This window comes from Streptomyces sp. NPDC037421, assembly GCF_055602105.1.
In genome coordinates this window covers 358,884-373,587 of record NZ_JBVJWV010000004.1, presented here as the reverse complement: position 1 = coordinate 373,587, position 14,704 = coordinate 358,884, and the positions used below count along the sequence as shown (strand labels likewise).

Below are 14,704 nucleotides of genomic sequence, written 5' to 3'. Positions count from 1 at the left end.
GGCGGGTGTGGCTCTGGTACGGTCTGCTTCTTGTTTCTGTGGGGGGGGGGGGGGGGGGGGGGTGCCCCCCCCCCCCCCCCCCCACCCCCGTGCGGGGGCCGTTGCCGACCAGGTCGGGCGGGGTGGGGGTGCCGGTGAGGAGGGACAAGGGGGAATCGGGGCCCCCGCAGAGGTCCGCGCCGTCGAGGGAGCGGTCCACGTCCAGGGCCGTGGCCAGGCGCGCCGGACCCTTGGCCAGTTCACGCGGGTTTCTGGCTGAGAGGCGACGTTTGGCAGCCAGCTCCACGCCCACCGTCACCTCTCCCGCGCGCAGCAGCACCCCGCTCGCGTGGCCCGGCGGGCCGCAGACGAGGTTGAGGCTGAACCACATGCCGTAGATGAAGTAGACGTACGCGTGTCCGGGCGGGCCGAACATCGACGCGTTGCGGGCGGTGCGGCCCCGGTAGGCATGGGAGCCGGGGTCGGCCTGGCCCTCGTACGCCTCGACCTCCGTGATGCGCAGTTCCATGGGGCCGTCCGGAGTACGGCGGACCAGGATCCTGCCGAGCAGGTCGGGGGCCACGGTGAGGACCGGGCGGTCGAAGAAGGACCGGGGCAGGGGCGTACGGTCGGGGCGCGCGCTCATCCGGTCGAGCGTAGTGGAACGCGTGCGGCTGCAACCGGGCCCTAAGGTTCCGCAGTGGTAAGGGGTCAGTGGATCCGTATATCTGTGCAGGGGAGATTGAGATGGGCTTCAGGAAGCTGTTCGCGAGCCTGGGTGCCGGCGGCGCGTCGGTGGACACGGTCATCACCGAGCCGAACGTCGTGCCGGGCGGGATCGTCCAGGGCGAGGTGCGGATCCAGGGCGGGTCCGTGGAGCAGCAGATCGAGGGGCTGTCCGTCGGCCTCCAGGCGCGGGTGGAGGTGGAGGGCGGCGACGGCGAGTACAAGCAGGACGTCGTCTTCACCAAGCAGCGCCTCGGCGGTGCCTTCAAGGTGCAGCCCGGTGCGCTGCACGTGGTGCCCTTCGGGCTGGAGATCCCGGCGGAGACGCCGGTGACCCACTTCGGCGGCCAGCACCTGCACGGGATGAACATCGGGGTCAGCACCGAGCTGGAGATCGCGCGCGCGGTGGACGCGGGCGACCTGGACCCGATCAACGTGCACCCGGTGCCGGCGCAGCAGGCGATCCTGGACGCCTTCCGGCAGCTGGGCTTCACCTTCCGCAGCGCGGACATGGAGCGCGGGCACATCCGCGGGACCCGGCAGACGCTGCCGTTCTACCAGGAGATCGAGTTCCTGCCGCCGTCGCAGTACCGGGGGCTGAACCAGGTCGAGCTGACCTTCGTCTCGGACGGCCACGAGATGGACGTCGTGCTGGAGATGGACAAGAAGCCGGGGCTGTTCAGTGAGGGCAGCGACACCTACCGCTGCTTCCAGGTGGGTCTGCAGTCGTACCAGGGGACCGACTGGGCGGCGTACCTGAACCAGTGGATCGCCTCGGTCGGTTCGCAGCGCAACTGGTTCTAGGCTCGGGCCCGTACCCCTCATCCGAATCTCAGGAGGACAGCAGTGGCCGAACAGAACAGGGCTCCCCTTCCGCACGATTTCCACCCTGAGGTGGAGTCCTTCACGGTGACCAGCGTGGACATCGCGCCGGGGGCCGACCTGCACGCGGCCCAGGTCCTGACGGGCAAGAACCTCTCGCCGGAGCTGAGCTGGGAGGGCTTCCCCGAGGGGACGAAGAGCTTCGCGGTGACCTGCTTCGACCCGGACGCGCCGACGGGCAGCGGGTTCTGGCACTGGGTGCTCTTCGACATCCCGGCGTCGGTGACCTCGCTGCCGGCCGGTGCGGGCAGCGGGGACTTCGAGGGGCTGCCGGAGGGTGCGGTGCACGTGCGCAACGACTACGGCACGCGCGACTTCGGCGGGGCGGCTCCGCCGCGCGGGGAGCGGCACCGGTACGTGTTCACCGTGTACGCGGTGGACCGGGAGGAGCTGGGTCCGGACGAGGACTCCTCTCCCGCGGTGGTCGGTTTCCACCTCCGGTTCCACGCGCTCGGCCGTGCCCAGCTGATCGGTGAGTACGAGTCGCCCAAGCGTTGATCGTTCTCCCGGTGTTTGCCCGGTCCTGGTCTAAAGAAGGCCAGGACCGGGCATTTTTATTGCGTTGTCCCGCGTGGCGCGCGCGGCCAGAGTGGTTGCGGGCCTCGCCGCCGGTGTGGTCGCGGGCCTGCACACGGGAGGTGGGCGAGATGCGGGACACGCTGGTACTGAACGCGAGCTTCGAGCCGCTGTCGACGGTGACGCTGAACCGCGCTGTCGTGCTGGTTCTCCAGGACAAGGCCGTCGTCGAACAGTCGCATCCCGAGCTGCGTGTGCGCGCGGCCACCATGGAGCTTCCGATGCCCCGGGTGATCCGGCTGTGCCGGTACGTACGGGTGCCCTTCCGAAGACATGCTCCCTGGTCGCGGCGGGGGGTGCTGGTCAGGGACCAGCACCGGTGCGCGTACTGCGGGAAGCGCGCGACGACCGTGGACCACGTGCTGCCGCGGGCCCAGGGGGGCGGTGACACGTGGCTGAACACGGTGGCCTCCTGCGCCGAGGACAACCACCGCAAGGCGGCGCGGACGCCGGAGGAGGCGGGGATGCCGCTGCTGCGGAAGCCCTTCGTGCCTTCTCCGGCGGACGCGATGCTGCTCGCGCTGGGGGTGGGCGGGGAGGCCGCGCTGCCGGAGTGGCTGGCGCGCACCGCGTAGTCCGGCGCCGACCCGGGCCCGCTGGGTGACGTAATTCCTCTACGTCGCTCAGCGGAGCAGCAGTTGGACGATGGCCACGATCCCGACCGTCACGATGACTCCGCGCAGGGCGGTCGGGGAGAGCCTGCGGCCGACCTTGGCGCCGATCTGGCCGCCGATGGTGGAGCCGACGGCGATGAGGAGCACGGCCGTCCAGTCGAAGTCGGCGACGAAGAGGAAGAAGACGGCCGCGATGCCGTTGACGAGCGCGGCGACCACGTTCTTGACGGCGTTGATCCGTTGCAGGTCCTCGTGGAGCAGCAGCCCCATCAGTCCGACGTAGAGGACGCCCTGCGCGGCGCCGAAGTAGCCCCCGTACGCGCTGGAGAGCAGCATGCCGGCCAGCAGCGGAGTTCCGCCGTCCGCTTTGCCCGGATCGCCTCCCGCGGCTTCCTGGCGGCGGCGCAGGGCCGCGGCGAGCCTGGGCTGGAGGACGACGAGTACGAGGGCCAGGCCGATGAGGACGGGCACGATCGTGTCGAAGGAGTCCGGCGGCAGGGTCAGGAGCAGGATGGCGCCCGCGAGCCCGCCGACGAGGGAGACGGCGCCGAGCCGCACGATGCGGGCGCGCTGGCCCTGGAGTTCCTTGCGGTAGCCGATGGCTCCGCTGATGGAACCGGGCACCAGGCCGAGGGTGTTGGAGACGTTGGCGGTCACCGGGGACAGGCCGGTGGCGAGGAGCACCGGGAAGGTGATCAGGGTGCCGGAGCCGACGATGGTGTTGATGGTGCCGGCGCCGATTCCGGCGCCGAAGACCGCGAGCGATTCCCAGATGGACATGGACATGGACGGAGCCATCCCCTTTGTGTGAGTGAGTCGCCTCCCCGCCATGAAGGTCGAGGGGCCTCACCGATCATGCACGAAGGGGAGGGCGCGTCAGTCGATGGGGGGCTGTTCGCGCCGCTCGGCGGGCGCGTCCTGGGCGGGGGCGCCCTTGCCGGGGTTCTGCGGGTTGAAGCCGGCCGAACCGCCGCCGAGGGGGCCGAAGTTGCCCATGGCGCCCGAGAGTCCCTTGAGCGCGTCCCCGATCTCGCTGGGCACGATCCAGAGCTTGTTGGCGTCGCCCTCGGCGATCTTCGGGAGCATCTGGAGGTACTGGTAGGCGAGGAGCTTCTGGTCGGCGTCGCCGGCGTGGATGGACTCGAAGACGGTGCGGATGGCCTGGGCCTCGCCCTCGGCCTTCAGGGCGGCGGCCTTGGCCTCGCCCTCGGCGCGCAGGATGGAGGACTGCTTCTCGCCCTCGGCGCGCAGGATCTCCGACTGCCGTACGCCCTCGGCCTGGAGGATCGCGGCGCGCTTGTCGCGGTCGGCGCGCATCTGCTTCTCCATCGAGTCCTGGATGGAGGTCGGCGGCTCGATGGCCTTCAGCTCGACGCGGTTGACGCGGATGCCCCACTTGCCGGTGGCCTCGTCGAGGACCCCGCGCAGGGCGGCGTTGATCTCCTCGCGGGAGGTGAGGGTCCGCTCCAGGTCCATGCCGCCGATGATGTTGCGCAGGGTGGTGACGGTGAGCTGCTCGATGGCCTGGATGTAGCTGGCCACTTCGTACGTGGCGGCGCGGGCGTCGGTCACCTGGTAGTAGATGACGGTGTCGATGTTGACGACCAGGTTGTCCTGGGTGATGACCGGCTGCGGCGGGAAGGGGACGACCTGTTCGCGGAGGTCGATCCGGTTGCGGATGGAGTCGATGAACGGGACGACGATGTTGAGGCCCGCGTTGAGGGTGCGGGTGTAGCGGCCGAACCGCTCGACGATGGCGGCGCTGGCCTGCGGGATCACCTGGATCGTCTTGACCAGGGCGATGAAGACCAGTACCACCAGGATGATCAGGACGATGATGATCGGTTGCATGCGGTTCCCCGTGCCCTTCCGGCTGTCTGTGCTGCCCCGTTGATCGGAGTCTCGCAGACCCCGGGGCCGCGGGTGGGCTGCTTGTCACATGACGACCGCGGTCGCCCCGTCGATGTCGACGACGTCGACGGACTGGCCGGGTTCGAAACTCGTGTCCGAGTCGAGGGTGCGGGCGGACCAGATCTCGCCGGCCAGCTTGATGCGGCCGCCGCTGCCGTCGACCCGTTCGAGGACGACGGCGGATCTGCCCTTCAACGCCTCGATGCCGCTGCGGTGTTGGGGCCGCTGGTCGCGGTGGCGGTTGGCGATCGGCCGTACGACGGCGATCAGCGCGACCGACACGATCACGAAGACCAGGACCTGCGCGACCACTCCCCCGCCGACGGCCGCGGTGACGGCCGCGGCGACCGCGCCGACGGCGAACATGCCGAACTCCGGCAGGGCGGTCAGGACGAGGGGGATGCCCAGTCCGACCGCGCCGATGAGCCACCACACCCATGCGTCGATGTCCACATGGTCATGGTAGGTCGGGTGGGCGCGGCCGGACAGGGCGCGAACGGCGGGGCCTAGCGCAGGGGCAGGCCCTGGGCGCTCCAGCGGTCGTGCTCGTTGCGCTCGACGATGAGCGGGAGGCCGAAGCAGAGGGAGAGGTTGCGGGAGGTCAGCTCCAGGTCGATGGGACCGGCGGTGACGACCTTGCCCTGCCGGATCATCAGGACGTGCGTGAAGCCGGGGGCGATCTCCTCGACGTGGTGCGTGACCATGACCATGGACGGGGCCAGGGGGTCGCGGGCCAGGCGGCCGAGGCGGCGGACGAGGTCCTCGCGGCCGCCGAGGTCGAGGCCGGCGGCGGGCTCGTCGAGGAGGAGCAGCTCGGGGTCGGTCATCAGGGCGCGGGCGATCAGGGTGCGCTTGCGCTCGCCCTCGGAGAGGGTGCCGAACTTCCGGTCGAGGTACTCGGTCATGCCGAGGCGGTCGAGGAACGCGCGGGCGCGCTGCTCGTCGATGTCCTCGTACTCCTCCTGCCAGGTCGCGGTCATGCCGTAGGCGGCGGTGAGCACGGTCTCCAGGACGGTCTGCCGCTTCGGGAGCTTGTCGGCGAGCGCGATGCCGGCGACGCCGATGCGCGGGCGCAGCTCGAAGACGTCGCTGCCGGGCTTGCCGAGGGTGCTGCCGAGGATGGTGGCGGTGCCCTTGGTGGGGTAGAGGTAGCTGGAGGCGAGGTTCAGCAGCGTGGTCTTGCCGGCGCCGTTGGGGCCGAGGATCACCCAGCGCTCCCCCTCCTTCACCGACCAGGAGACCTGGTCCACCAGAGCCCGGCCCTCGCGGACCACGGATACGTCCACCAGCTCCAGAACATCGCTCATGAGCGTGTTGTCACCCCTTGCAGTCACGGTTCTCTGTGCGCCGGCAGGCGCAGCCCCAGGGGAAAACCTACGCCACTCGGAGAGGGCTCCGGGCGCCAGGCCGGGTCGGGGGGCGGATCCGTAGAGTGGGGGGATGCTTTTCGAACCACGTTCAGGGCGGCTGGCCGCCTGGGGGAACGCTCTGCTGGCCGGTCTGGTCTCGCCCGACGAGGCGGCGCTGTCGATCGTGGGCGAGGACGCCGTGCACCGGGTGGCCGGGCTGCCGGGCGAGGCGGGGCCCGTGGGCCTCACGCTGGCGCTGGGGCGGCTGCGGGCTCTGGGGGTGACCGGGCTGCGGGTGGCGCTGCCGGTGGCGGGGCATCCGCTGGGGCTGAGCGGGCCGCCGGAGTTCAACGCGCGGGCGCTGGAGGCCGAGGAGGCCGTGGTGTGCGCGGGGGCCGCGCTGGGGCTGGTGCCGGAGGTCACGGAGGCGGGCCCGGCGGGTGACGTGCACGTCTCGGTGGTGTGGCACTGCCTGCCGGTACGGGAGGCCCCGCCGGCGGACGTGCCGTCGCTGGGCGAGGCGGAGCGGGAGCTGGCGGAGGCGCTGCGCGAGGCGACGGTGGTGCTGACCCGGCTGGACGTGGCGGCGTCGGGGCCGGTGGCACAGGCTGCGCTGTCGGCGTACCGGGCGCGGGCGGAGGCGGGGCGCGACGTACTGGCGCCCGGGTATCCGGCGCGGGCGGTACGGGTGCTGGCGCTGGCGCAGCGGGTGGACCTGATGGTGTCGCTGGCGTACGAGCGCGGGCACGGGGGCGCGGTGGCGGCCTCGGAGATGGCCGCGCGGGCGGAGGCGCTGCGGCCGGTGGAGCGGGTGGCGCGGCGGGCGCTGGTGGCGGCGTACAACGCGGCGGTGGAGGAGCTGTAGCCCCGGCGGCCCGGCGGGGCCACACGGCCGCGGCCCCGCTTCCCGGGGAGAAGGGGGGAAGCGGGGCCGCGGGGGCGTGGGGGCGTGGGTCAGGCGTTGACGCCCGTGTTGCCGAAGGCGCCGTTGAGCAGGCCGATCACGCTGACGGTGTTGCCGACCACGTTCACGGGGACGTGCACGGGGACCTGGAGCAGGTTCCCGGAGGCCACGCCGGGCGAGTTCAGGGCCTCGCCCTCCGCGGACGCACCGCCGTGCGCCGAGGAGACACCGGCGCCGGCGGCGACGAGGCCGCCCGCGATCATGGTGACGGCTGCGGCCTTCTTGAAGTTCTTCACGTTCTCGTCCTCCAGTACGTCTGCCGCGACCAGCCGTCGCGGCACGCCATGGAGAACGGCGTCCCCCCGGCCGGGATACGCCATGTGGGCGACATACACCCGACCGTATGAATCTCAGCTCAGCCCATTACTCCGCCATGCCGTGCCTGACGGCCCACAGCGCGGCCTGGGTGCGGTCGGAGAGGTCCAGCTTCATCAGAATGTTCGAGACGTGCGTCTTGACCGTCTTCTCGGACAGGACGAGCGCCCTGGCGATCTCCCGGTTCGAGCGGCCGTCGGCGATCAGGCCCAGGACCTCGCGCTCGCGGTCGGTCAGCGCCCCCGCGCGGCCCCCGGGGCCGTTCTGGTCGCCCTGGGCGGCCAGCAGGGCCTCGGCCACCTCCGGCTGGAGCAGCACGTGTCCCGCGTGCACGGACCGGATGGCTCCGGCCAGGGCGTCGGGGTCGATGTCCTTGTAGAGGTATCCGGCGGCGCCGGCCCGCAGCGCGGGGACCACGGTCCGCTGTTCCGTGAAGCTGGTGACGATCAGGACCCGGGCCGGGTTCTCCAGGTCCCGCAGCCGCCGCAGGGCCTCGATGCCGTCGGTGCCGGGCATCTTGACGTCCATGAGGATCACGTCGGGCCGCAGCTCCTCGGCGCGGGCGGTGCCCTCCGCCCCGTCGGCGGCCTCTCCGACCACCTCGATGTCCTCCTGCACCTCCAGGAAGGTGCGCAGGCCGCGCCGGACCACCTGGTGGTCGTCGACGAGCAGGACGCGGATCCGGCCGCGGCCGGGGGTGTCAGCCACCGGGGACCTCCATCTCGATCGTGGTGCCCTCACCGGGCTCCGAGCGGACCTCCAGCCGGCCTCCGGCACCACTGGCGCGGTCCCGCATGGAGACGAGCCCCAGGTGCCGGCCTGCCTTGCGGACGGTGGACGGGGAGAAGCCCCGGCCCCGGTCCCGCACGCGCAGGACGGCGCCGCCCGCGGGGGTGCGGGCGAGGGTGACCTCGACGCGGTCGGCGCCGGAGTGCCGCAGGGCGTTGTGCAGGGCCTCCTGGGCGACCCGCAGCAAGGCCTCCTCCTGTGCGGCGGGCAGGGCCCGTACGCCGTCACAGGTGAAGGTGACGTGCGCGGTGTGGGCGCGGTCCAGTACGCGAACGTGGTCGCGCAGGGTGTGTACGAGGCCGTCCTCGTCCAGGGCGGCGGGCCGCAGCTCGGTGACGGCGGCTCGGAGCTCGTCGGCGGCCTCCGCGGCGAGCGCGGCGACCTGCTGGAGCTCCCCCTTGGCGCGGGCCGGGTCGCGGTCCACGAGGGCGGCGGCGGCCTGGGCGGTCAGGCGCAGGGAGAACAGCTTCTGACTGACGGCGTCGTGCAGCTCGTGGGCGAGCCGGGAGCGCTCCTCGGCGATGGTTAGCTCGCGGCTGCGTTCGTAGAGGCGGGCGTTGGTGAGGGCTATGGCCGCGTGCTGGGCGAGGAGGGAGAGGAGTGCCTCGTCCTCGTCGGTGAAGCCCTCCGGTCCGTTCTTGTTGGCGAGGAAGAGGGCGCCGAGGTTCTCCTCGCCGTCCCTGATGGGCAGGCCGAGGAAGCCGGACATCTCGGGGTGGGCGGCCGGCCAGCCCCCGAAGCGCGGGTCCTGCCGTACGTCCGCGAGCCGCTCCGGGGTCTCCTCGTGGAGCATCGCCGCCAGGATGCCGTGCTGGCGGGGCAGCGGGCCGATGCGGCGCCACTGCTCCTCGCTGATGCCGTCCACGACGAACTGGGCGAAGCCCCCGTGGTCGTCCGGGACGCCGAGGGCGGCGTACTCGGCGTCCAGCAGTTCGCGGGCGGAGGCGACGATCGTGCGCAGGACGTCGTGGACCTCCAGCCGGCGGCTCATGGCGAGCAGCGCGCTGCTGACGGCCGCCAGCCCTCCCGTAGCGGGTCCGTTGTGCATGGGGTCACCGTACCGGCGGCCCTGACCTGCGGGATCGGGCCTTGGGCGTAGGTCCTGGGACTCAGGGCGTACGGCCTGGGGAGGGGGCGCGGGGGCCGGCTCTCTGCCCTGGGGATGAGGTCCGGGGGCGGTGGGCTCGTCCGGAAGGCGGAGTTCGGTCACCTGTTGAATTGCTGTCGCAACTCTGGGTGAGACCGTTACGTGCCCGATGTGAGCCCGGGCATAGGACGCACATCACTTACGAAGCAGCGTAGTGGACGGATAAAGGCACTGTCAGTGCTGGTGCGCCTAGTGGCTGGGGGGCACATGCCGCCTCGGCGGGGGGCCGTGATCCACTAACCGGGATCGTACGTCACACCTTTGCCAGGCCATTTTGCCGCCGCTAAGAATGGCTGCCGTCGCACAGCGCCGCGGATCCCGGATCCGAGCGGCGCTTTCCTGCGGCCCCCGCTATTCGAAGAGGTTGCCCCGCATGTCTGCTTCCAGCACTCCCGGTCACAGTCGTCTGACGAAGGCACACAAGCTGTCGATCGCCGGTGTCGCCACCCTCGGTGCCGCCGCCCTCGCCTTCTCCCTCGTCCCCGCCGGTACCGAGAGCGCTCAGGCGCAGACGTTCGACGCCGTCCCGGTCGCCTGGACCCAGTCCGTGCAGAAGCACGTGGGCGCCCAGCAGGTCGTCGCCGACCAGAAGGCCAAGGACGCGGCGAAGGCCAAGGCCGAGGAGCAGGCGAAGAAGGACCGCGAGACCAAGGAAGCCGCCAGCCGTTCCGCGGCCCGCACGCCGGTCTTCGCGAACAACCTCGACGGCTGGATCAAGGAAGCCCTCTTCATCATGAAGCGCGAGGGCATTCCCGGCTCCTACGCCGGCATCCACCGCAACATCATGCGCGAGTCGAGCGGCAACCCCCGCGCGATCAACAACTGGGACATCAACGCGCAGAACGGCATCCCGTCCAAGGGCCTGCTCCAGGTGATCGCCCCGACCTTCAAGACGTACCACGTCAAGGGCACCAAGTTCGACCAGTACGACCCGGTCGCGAACATCGTCGCCGCGTGCAACTACGCCGCCGACCGCTACGGCTCGATGGACAACGTGAACAGCGCCTACTAGGCACCGCACGCCCCCATGCGCCTCAGGGCGGCCCCCGGAGTTCCGGGGGCCGCCCTGAGGCGTTTCACGCGTGCGCGGTCCTGCCGGACCCGCCCGCTACTTGCGCATGACCTCGGGCTCGTGGCGGCGCAGCAGGCGCGCCACGGCGAAGCCGCAGATGACGCCGAGCAGCAGCAGGACGCTGACGTCCAGGAACCACTGGGCGGCGGTGTGGTCCCACAGCGGGTCGGTGTTGGTGGGGTTCTGCGGGTCCCACGGCGCCATGAGCTTGCCGAGGTTCAGGGTGGTGCCGGCGGCGCCGATGGCCCAGCGGGACGGCATCAGGTAGGCGAACTGCTCCAGGCCGATCTTGTCGTACAGCTGGAACAGGACGCCGGTGAAGACGACCTGGACGATCGCGAACATGACGAGCAGCGGCATGGTCTTCTCGGCGGTCTTCACCAGCGAGGAGATCACGAGGCCGAACATCATCGCGGTGAAGCCGAGCGAGGTCACCGCGATGCAGAGCTCGACGGCCGGGTTCATGAACAGGCCCGCGGCGGGCAGCTTGCGCGGGGTGAAGGCGATGGCGCAGATGATCACGCCTTGGAGGGCGGTGATCACGCCGAGGACGATCACCTTCGACATGAGGTACGCGGACCGGGACAGGCCGGTCGCGCGCTCACGCTCGTAGATGACGCGTTCCTTGATCAGCTCACGGACCGAGTTGGCCGCGCCCGAGAAGCACATGCCGACCGCGAGGATCAGCATGATCGTGCCCGCGTCGCCGTTGAAGCGCGACGGCGGGGTCGGCGGGGCGAGGCCGAACTTCGCGGGGATCACGATGGAGACGACGCCCAGGACGGCGGGCATCAGCACCATCAGGGCGAGGAAGCCCACGTCGGAGGCGATCACCGAGACGTAGCGGCGCATCAGCGTCCACAGCTGCGAGCCCCAGCCCTGCGGCTTCGGAGGGATCATCTGCTGCGGCGCCATCGCGACCTGCTGCGGGGCGACCGCGTCGAGGTCGGCGGCGTACAGCTGGTAGTGCTGCGAGCCCTTCCAGCGGCCGGCCCAGTCGTAGTCGCGGTAGTTCTCGAAGGCGGAGAACACGTCGGCCCAGGTGGTGTAGCCGAAGAAGTTCAGCGCCTCGTCCGGCGGGCCGAAGTAGGCGACGGACCCGCCCGGGGCCATGACGAGCAGCTTGTCGCACAGCCCCAGCTCGGCCACGGAGTGGGTGACGACGAGGACCGTGCGGCCGTCGTCGGCGAGGCCGCGCAGCAGCTGCATGACGTCGCGGTCCATGCCCGGGTCGAGGCCGGAGGTCGGCTCGTCCAGGAAGATCAGCGACGGCTTGGTGAGCAGCTCCAGGGCCACGGACACGCGCTTGCGCTGACCACCCGAGAGCGAGGTGATCTTCTTGTCCTTGTGGATGTCGAGCTTGAGCTCGCGCAGCACCTCGTTGATGCGGGCGGCGCGCTCGGACTCGGCGGTGTCGCCCGGGAAGCGGAGCTTGGCCGCGTACTTCAGGGCGGTCGAGACCTTCAGCTCCTTGTGCAGGATGTCGTCCTGCGGGACCAGGCCGATGCGCTGGCGGAGCTCCGCGAACTGCTTGTACAGGTTGCGGTTGTCGTAGAGGACGTCACCCTGGTCGGCGGGGCGGTAGCCGGTGAGCGCCTTCAGGAGCGTCGACTTGCCCGAGCCGGAGGGGCCGATGACGCCGATGAGCGACTTCTCCGGGACGCCGAAGGTGACGTCCTTGAGGATCTGCTTGCCGCCGTCGACCGTGACCGTGAGGTGGCGGGCCGAGAAGGAGACGTCACCGGTGTCGACGAACTCCTCGAGCCGGTCGCCGACGATCTTGAACGTCGAGTGGCCGACGCCGACGATGTCGTTCGGACCGAGCAGCGCGGTGCCGGACTTGGGCAGCGGCTGACCGTTGACGTAGGTGCCGTTGTGGCTGCCGAGGTCGTGGATCTCGAAGCGGCCGCCGGTGGAGCGGAACTCCGCGTGGTGGCGCGAGACCTGGAGGTCGGAGACGACGAGCTCGTTCTCCAGGGCACGGCCGATGCGCATGACGCGGCCGACGGCGATCTGGTGGAACGTCGTCGGGCTGCGGTGGTCACTGCTGTACCCGGGGGCCGAGGCGGCCTGCTGCGCCGGAATGCCGCCACCGACACCGCCGCCCTGCTGCTGCGGCACGTACGGCTGCTGCTGGTGCGGCTGCTGGTCCCAGGCGGGCTGCTGCTGCGGCTGCTGGGCCGGGGCCTGGTACGCCGGCTGCTGCGCCTGCGCCTGCGCGGCCGGGGCCTGGTAGGCCGGCTGCTGCGCCTGTGCGGCCGCGCTCGGATTCAGCCGCGGGCCGTCGGTCGCGTTGCCGAGGTGGACCGGCGTACCCGGCACGAGCTCCGTCTGCTGGACCCGCGCGCCGTGCACGTAGGTGCCGTTGGTGCTGCCGTGGTCCTCGATGGCCCAACCCCGGCCGTTCCAGCTGATGGTGGCGTGCCGCCACGACACCCTGGCGTCATCGATCACCACGTCTCCCTGGGGATCGCGCCCCAGCGAGTACGACCTGGACGGATCGAGCGTCCAGGTCCTTCCGTTCAATTCCAGTACGAGTTCCGGCACTCCAGCCCCACTTAAGGTCCCCCGAGAATCCCCCTGGCGTCCAGGGAGAACGACGTCAGGGAGTCTAGGGATGGCGAACATCCGGTGGAACTATTTCAGGCCTGCGGCCACATGTGGAATCGGGGCCTTCCGCGGGCGGCCGTGTACGGCCGTTGAGGGGGTCGAAAGGCACCCGGAGAGTGCGATAGGGGACTTCTCGCCTCCTTGGCATCTTCACGTGCCGCGCCCCTTTCCTCCTTCTTGACGCGCCGCCCGCGCGGCTCGGCCGCAGGCGGCCTCCCCGGCTTCGCGGGGCTGCGCCGGACTCCGTCCGGCGGACGTGGGGCGGGGCCGGTGCGCCGTCCGCGGGTGGGTGTGCCGCTGCGCGGGCCGTCCCCCACCCGCCCCTTCCGCCCCCCGCGCGGCGGCCGACCACCCGCGGGCGGCCCACCGGCCTCGGCCAGGGGCACCGGCCCCGCCCCGGCACCGACGGACGGAGTCCGGCGCAGCGGGCCCGAGGCCCGGGAAGCGCCCCGGCGCCGAGCGGTGCGGGCACGCGTCTGAAGAATGGGACGGGGGTCCGGCGTCGGGGGGCGGGAAGATACGGTGTGGGCACCATGAGCGCTTCGCAGACCTCCGACGTCCCCACCCTCCTCGTCAAGATCTTCGGCAAGGACCGTCCCGGGATCACCGCCGGGCTGTTCGACACCCTCGCCGCCTACTCCGTCGATGTCGTCGACATCGAGCAGGTCGTCACCCGCGACCGCATCGTCCTGTGCGTCCTCGTCACCAAGCCCGCCGCCGGCTCCGAGGGCGAGCTGCGCGCCACCGTGCACAGCTGGGCAGAGTCGCTCAAGCTGCAGGCGGAGATCCTCTCCGGCACCGGTGACAACCGGCCGCGCGGCAGCGGCCGCTCCCACGTCACCGTCCTCGGGCACCCGCTCACCGCCGAGTCCACCGCCACCATCGCCGCCCGGATCACCGCGGCCGGCGGCAACATCGACCGTATCTTCCGGCTCGCCAAGTACCCGGTGACGGCGGTCGAGTTCGCCGTCTCCGGCGTCGAGACCGAGCCGCTGCGCACCGCCCTGGCCACCACCGCCGCGCAGATCGGCGTGGACGTGGCCGTGGTCTCGGCCGGGCTGCACCGCCGGGCGCAGCGGCTGGTGGTCATGGACGTGGACTCGACCCTGATCCAGGACGAGGTCATCGAGCTCTTCGCCGCGCACGCCGGCTGCGAGGCCGAGGTCGCCGAGGTGACCGAGCGGGCCATGCGCGGTGAGCTGGACTTCGAGCAGTCCCTGCACGCCCGCGTCGCGCTGCTGGCGGGGCTGGACGCCTCGGTGGTGGACAAGGTCCGCTCCGAGGTGCGGCTGACGCCCGGCGCGCGGACCCTGATCCGGACCCTGAAGACGCTGGGCTACCAGGTGGGCGTGGTCTCGGGCGGGTTCACGCAGGTCACGGACGACCTGCGGGAGCGGCTGGGGCTGGACTTCGCCTCGGCGAACACCCTGGAGATCGTCGACGGGAAGCTGACCGGCAAGGTCACCGGGGAGATCGTGGACCGGGCGGGCAAGGCCCGGCTGCTGCGCCGCTTCGCCGGGGAGGCCGGGGTGCCGCTGTCGCAGACGGTGGCCATCGGTGACGGCGCCAACGACCTGGACATGCTGAACGCGGCCGGGCTGGGTGTCGCCTTCAACGCCAAGCCGGTGGTCCGCGAGGCCGCGCACACCGCCGTGAACGTCCCCTTCCTGGATGCCGTGCTGTACCTGCTCGGCGTCACCCGCGAGGAAGTGGAAGCGGCCGACCTGGCCTGAGGCACCCCGCCCGCACCCGACTCCCTCGCGTACGTAC

General features: G+C 71.3%; 15 protein-coding genes. 6 read left to right on the top strand and 9 right to left on the bottom strand.

What is annotated here, in order from left to right:
• Positions 1 to 625, bottom strand: a 625-nt coding sequence (locus ACZ7IF_RS09355) for a DNA-3-methyladenine glycosylase (protein WP_470965510.1), incomplete at its 3' end; no start/stop codon positions are given.
• A 101-nt stretch (positions 626 to 726) separates the two neighbouring features.
• On the opposite strand from ACZ7IF_RS09355, the gene ACZ7IF_RS09350 reads away from it, so the two are divergent.
• From ACZ7IF_RS09350 to ACZ7IF_RS09340, 3 genes are all read left to right on the top strand, one after another.
• The gene (locus ACZ7IF_RS09350) at positions 727 to 1,509 is read left to right on the top strand and encodes a sporulation protein (RefSeq protein WP_470965507.1); all 783 of its coding nucleotides are present in this window, start codon (positions 727 to 729) and stop codon (positions 1,507 to 1,509) included.
• 42 nt (positions 1,510 to 1,551) lie between these two features.
• Positions 1,552 to 2,085, top strand: a complete 534-nt coding sequence (locus ACZ7IF_RS09345) for a YbhB/YbcL family Raf kinase inhibitor-like protein (RefSeq protein ID WP_470965504.1) — start codon at positions 1,552 to 1,554, stop codon at positions 2,083 to 2,085.
• Positions 2,086 to 2,234: 149 nt separating this feature from the next.
• On the top strand, positions 2,235 to 2,738 hold the full coding sequence (locus ACZ7IF_RS09340; protein WP_470965502.1) for an HNH endonuclease: 504 nt from the start codon (positions 2,235 to 2,237) through the stop codon (positions 2,736 to 2,738).
• A gap of 48 nt (positions 2,739 to 2,786) precedes the next feature.
• On the opposite strand, the gene ACZ7IF_RS09335 is transcribed toward ACZ7IF_RS09340, so the two are convergent.
• The 4 genes from ACZ7IF_RS09335 to ACZ7IF_RS09320 all read right to left on the bottom strand — a co-directional run bounded on the left by ACZ7IF_RS09335 (position 2,787) and on the right by ACZ7IF_RS09320 (position 5,995).
• The gene (locus tag ACZ7IF_RS09335; RefSeq protein WP_470965554.1) at positions 2,787 to 3,557 is read right to left on the bottom strand and encodes a sulfite exporter TauE/SafE family protein; all 771 of its coding nucleotides are present in this window, start codon (positions 3,555 to 3,557) and stop codon (positions 2,787 to 2,789) included.
• A gap of 96 nt (positions 3,558 to 3,653) precedes the next feature.
• Positions 3,654 to 4,628, bottom strand: coding sequence for an SPFH domain-containing protein (locus tag ACZ7IF_RS09330; RefSeq protein WP_470965499.1), 975 nt, complete (start codon positions 4,626 to 4,628; stop codon positions 3,654 to 3,656).
• An 84-nt stretch (positions 4,629 to 4,712) separates the two neighbouring features.
• Positions 4,713 to 5,141, bottom strand: coding sequence for an NfeD family protein (locus ACZ7IF_RS09325; protein WP_007263342.1), 429 nt, complete (start codon positions 5,139 to 5,141; stop codon positions 4,713 to 4,715).
• A gap of 53 nt (positions 5,142 to 5,194) precedes the next feature.
• On the bottom strand, positions 5,195 to 5,995 hold the full coding sequence (locus tag ACZ7IF_RS09320) for an ABC transporter ATP-binding protein (RefSeq protein ID WP_470965496.1): 801 nt from the start codon (positions 5,993 to 5,995) through the stop codon (positions 5,195 to 5,197).
• 133 nt (positions 5,996 to 6,128) lie between these two features.
• Here ACZ7IF_RS09320 and ACZ7IF_RS09315 point away from each other — a divergent pair, with 133 nt between their 5' ends.
• The gene (locus ACZ7IF_RS09315) at positions 6,129 to 6,902 is read left to right on the top strand and encodes a hypothetical protein (RefSeq protein ID WP_470965493.1); all 774 of its coding nucleotides are present in this window, start codon (positions 6,129 to 6,131) and stop codon (positions 6,900 to 6,902) included.
• A gap of 89 nt (positions 6,903 to 6,991) precedes the next feature.
• On the opposite strand, the gene ACZ7IF_RS09310 is transcribed toward ACZ7IF_RS09315, so the two are convergent.
• From ACZ7IF_RS09310 to ACZ7IF_RS09300, 3 genes are all read right to left on the bottom strand, one after another.
• On the bottom strand, positions 6,992 to 7,237 hold the full coding sequence (locus ACZ7IF_RS09310) for a chaplin (protein WP_470965552.1): 246 nt from the start codon (positions 7,235 to 7,237) through the stop codon (positions 6,992 to 6,994).
• A 127-nt stretch (positions 7,238 to 7,364) separates the two neighbouring features.
• Positions 7,365 to 8,024 carry a response regulator gene (locus tag ACZ7IF_RS09305; protein WP_470965490.1) on the bottom strand — a complete coding sequence of 220 codons (660 nt, stop codon included), beginning with the start codon at positions 8,022 to 8,024 and terminating at the stop codon, positions 7,365 to 7,367.
• Entirely contained in the window at positions 8,017 to 9,153 is a 1,137-nt protein-coding gene (locus ACZ7IF_RS09300; RefSeq protein ID WP_470965487.1) for a GAF domain-containing sensor histidine kinase, read from the bottom strand. Before ACZ7IF_RS09300 ends, ACZ7IF_RS09305 begins: the two co-directional genes overlap by 8 nt.
• 472 nt (positions 9,154 to 9,625) lie before the next feature.
• On the opposite strand from ACZ7IF_RS09300, the gene ACZ7IF_RS09295 reads away from it, so the two are divergent.
• On the top strand, positions 9,626 to 10,264 hold the full coding sequence (locus ACZ7IF_RS09295; RefSeq protein ID WP_470965484.1) for a transglycosylase SLT domain-containing protein: 639 nt from the start codon (positions 9,626 to 9,628) through the stop codon (positions 10,262 to 10,264).
• Between the two features lie 96 nt (positions 10,265 to 10,360).
• Here the strand turns inward: ACZ7IF_RS09295 and ACZ7IF_RS09290 are convergent, their stop codons facing one another.
• Positions 10,361 to 12,871, bottom strand: a complete 2,511-nt coding sequence (locus ACZ7IF_RS09290) for an ABC transporter ATP-binding protein/permease (protein WP_470965481.1) — start codon at positions 12,869 to 12,871, stop codon at positions 10,361 to 10,363.
• 596 nt (positions 12,872 to 13,467) lie between these two features.
• Between ACZ7IF_RS09290 and serB the strand changes: the two genes are divergently transcribed.
• On the top strand, positions 13,468 to 14,667 hold the full coding sequence (gene serB / locus ACZ7IF_RS09285; protein ID WP_470965477.1) for a phosphoserine phosphatase SerB: 1,200 nt from the start codon (positions 13,468 to 13,470) through the stop codon (positions 14,665 to 14,667).
• Positions 14,668 to 14,704 lie beyond the last annotated feature (37 nt).

Bases quoted from the DNA above. Each gene is read 5' to 3' on its own strand.
- ACZ7IF_RS09295 (WP_470965484.1), top strand. From the start codon at position 9,626: ATGTCTGCTTCCAGCACTCCCGGTCACAGTCGTCTGACGAAGGCACAC.
- serB (WP_470965477.1), top strand. From the start codon at position 13,468: ATGAGCGCTTCGCAGACCTCCGACGTCCCCACCCTCCTCGTCAAGATC.
- ACZ7IF_RS09320 (WP_470965496.1), bottom strand. From the start codon at position 5,995: ATGAGCGATGTTCTGGAGCTGGTGGACGTATCCGTGGTCCGCGAGGGC.
- ACZ7IF_RS09315 (WP_470965493.1), top strand. From the start codon at position 6,129: ATGCTTTTCGAACCACGTTCAGGGCGGCTGGCCGCCTGGGGGAACGCT.
- ACZ7IF_RS09330 (WP_470965499.1), bottom strand. From the start codon at position 4,628: ATGCAACCGATCATCATCGTCCTGATCATCCTGGTGGTACTGGTCTTC.
- ACZ7IF_RS09335 (WP_470965554.1), bottom strand. From the start codon at position 3,557: ATGTCCATCTGGGAATCGCTCGCGGTCTTCGGCGCCGGAATCGGCGCC.
- ACZ7IF_RS09340 (WP_470965502.1), top strand. From the start codon at position 2,235: ATGCGGGACACGCTGGTACTGAACGCGAGCTTCGAGCCGCTGTCGACG.
- ACZ7IF_RS09350 (WP_470965507.1), top strand. From the start codon at position 727: ATGGGCTTCAGGAAGCTGTTCGCGAGCCTGGGTGCCGGCGGCGCGTCG.
- ACZ7IF_RS09300 (WP_470965487.1), bottom strand. From the start codon at position 9,153: ATGCACAACGGACCCGCTACGGGAGGGCTGGCGGCCGTCAGCAGCGCG.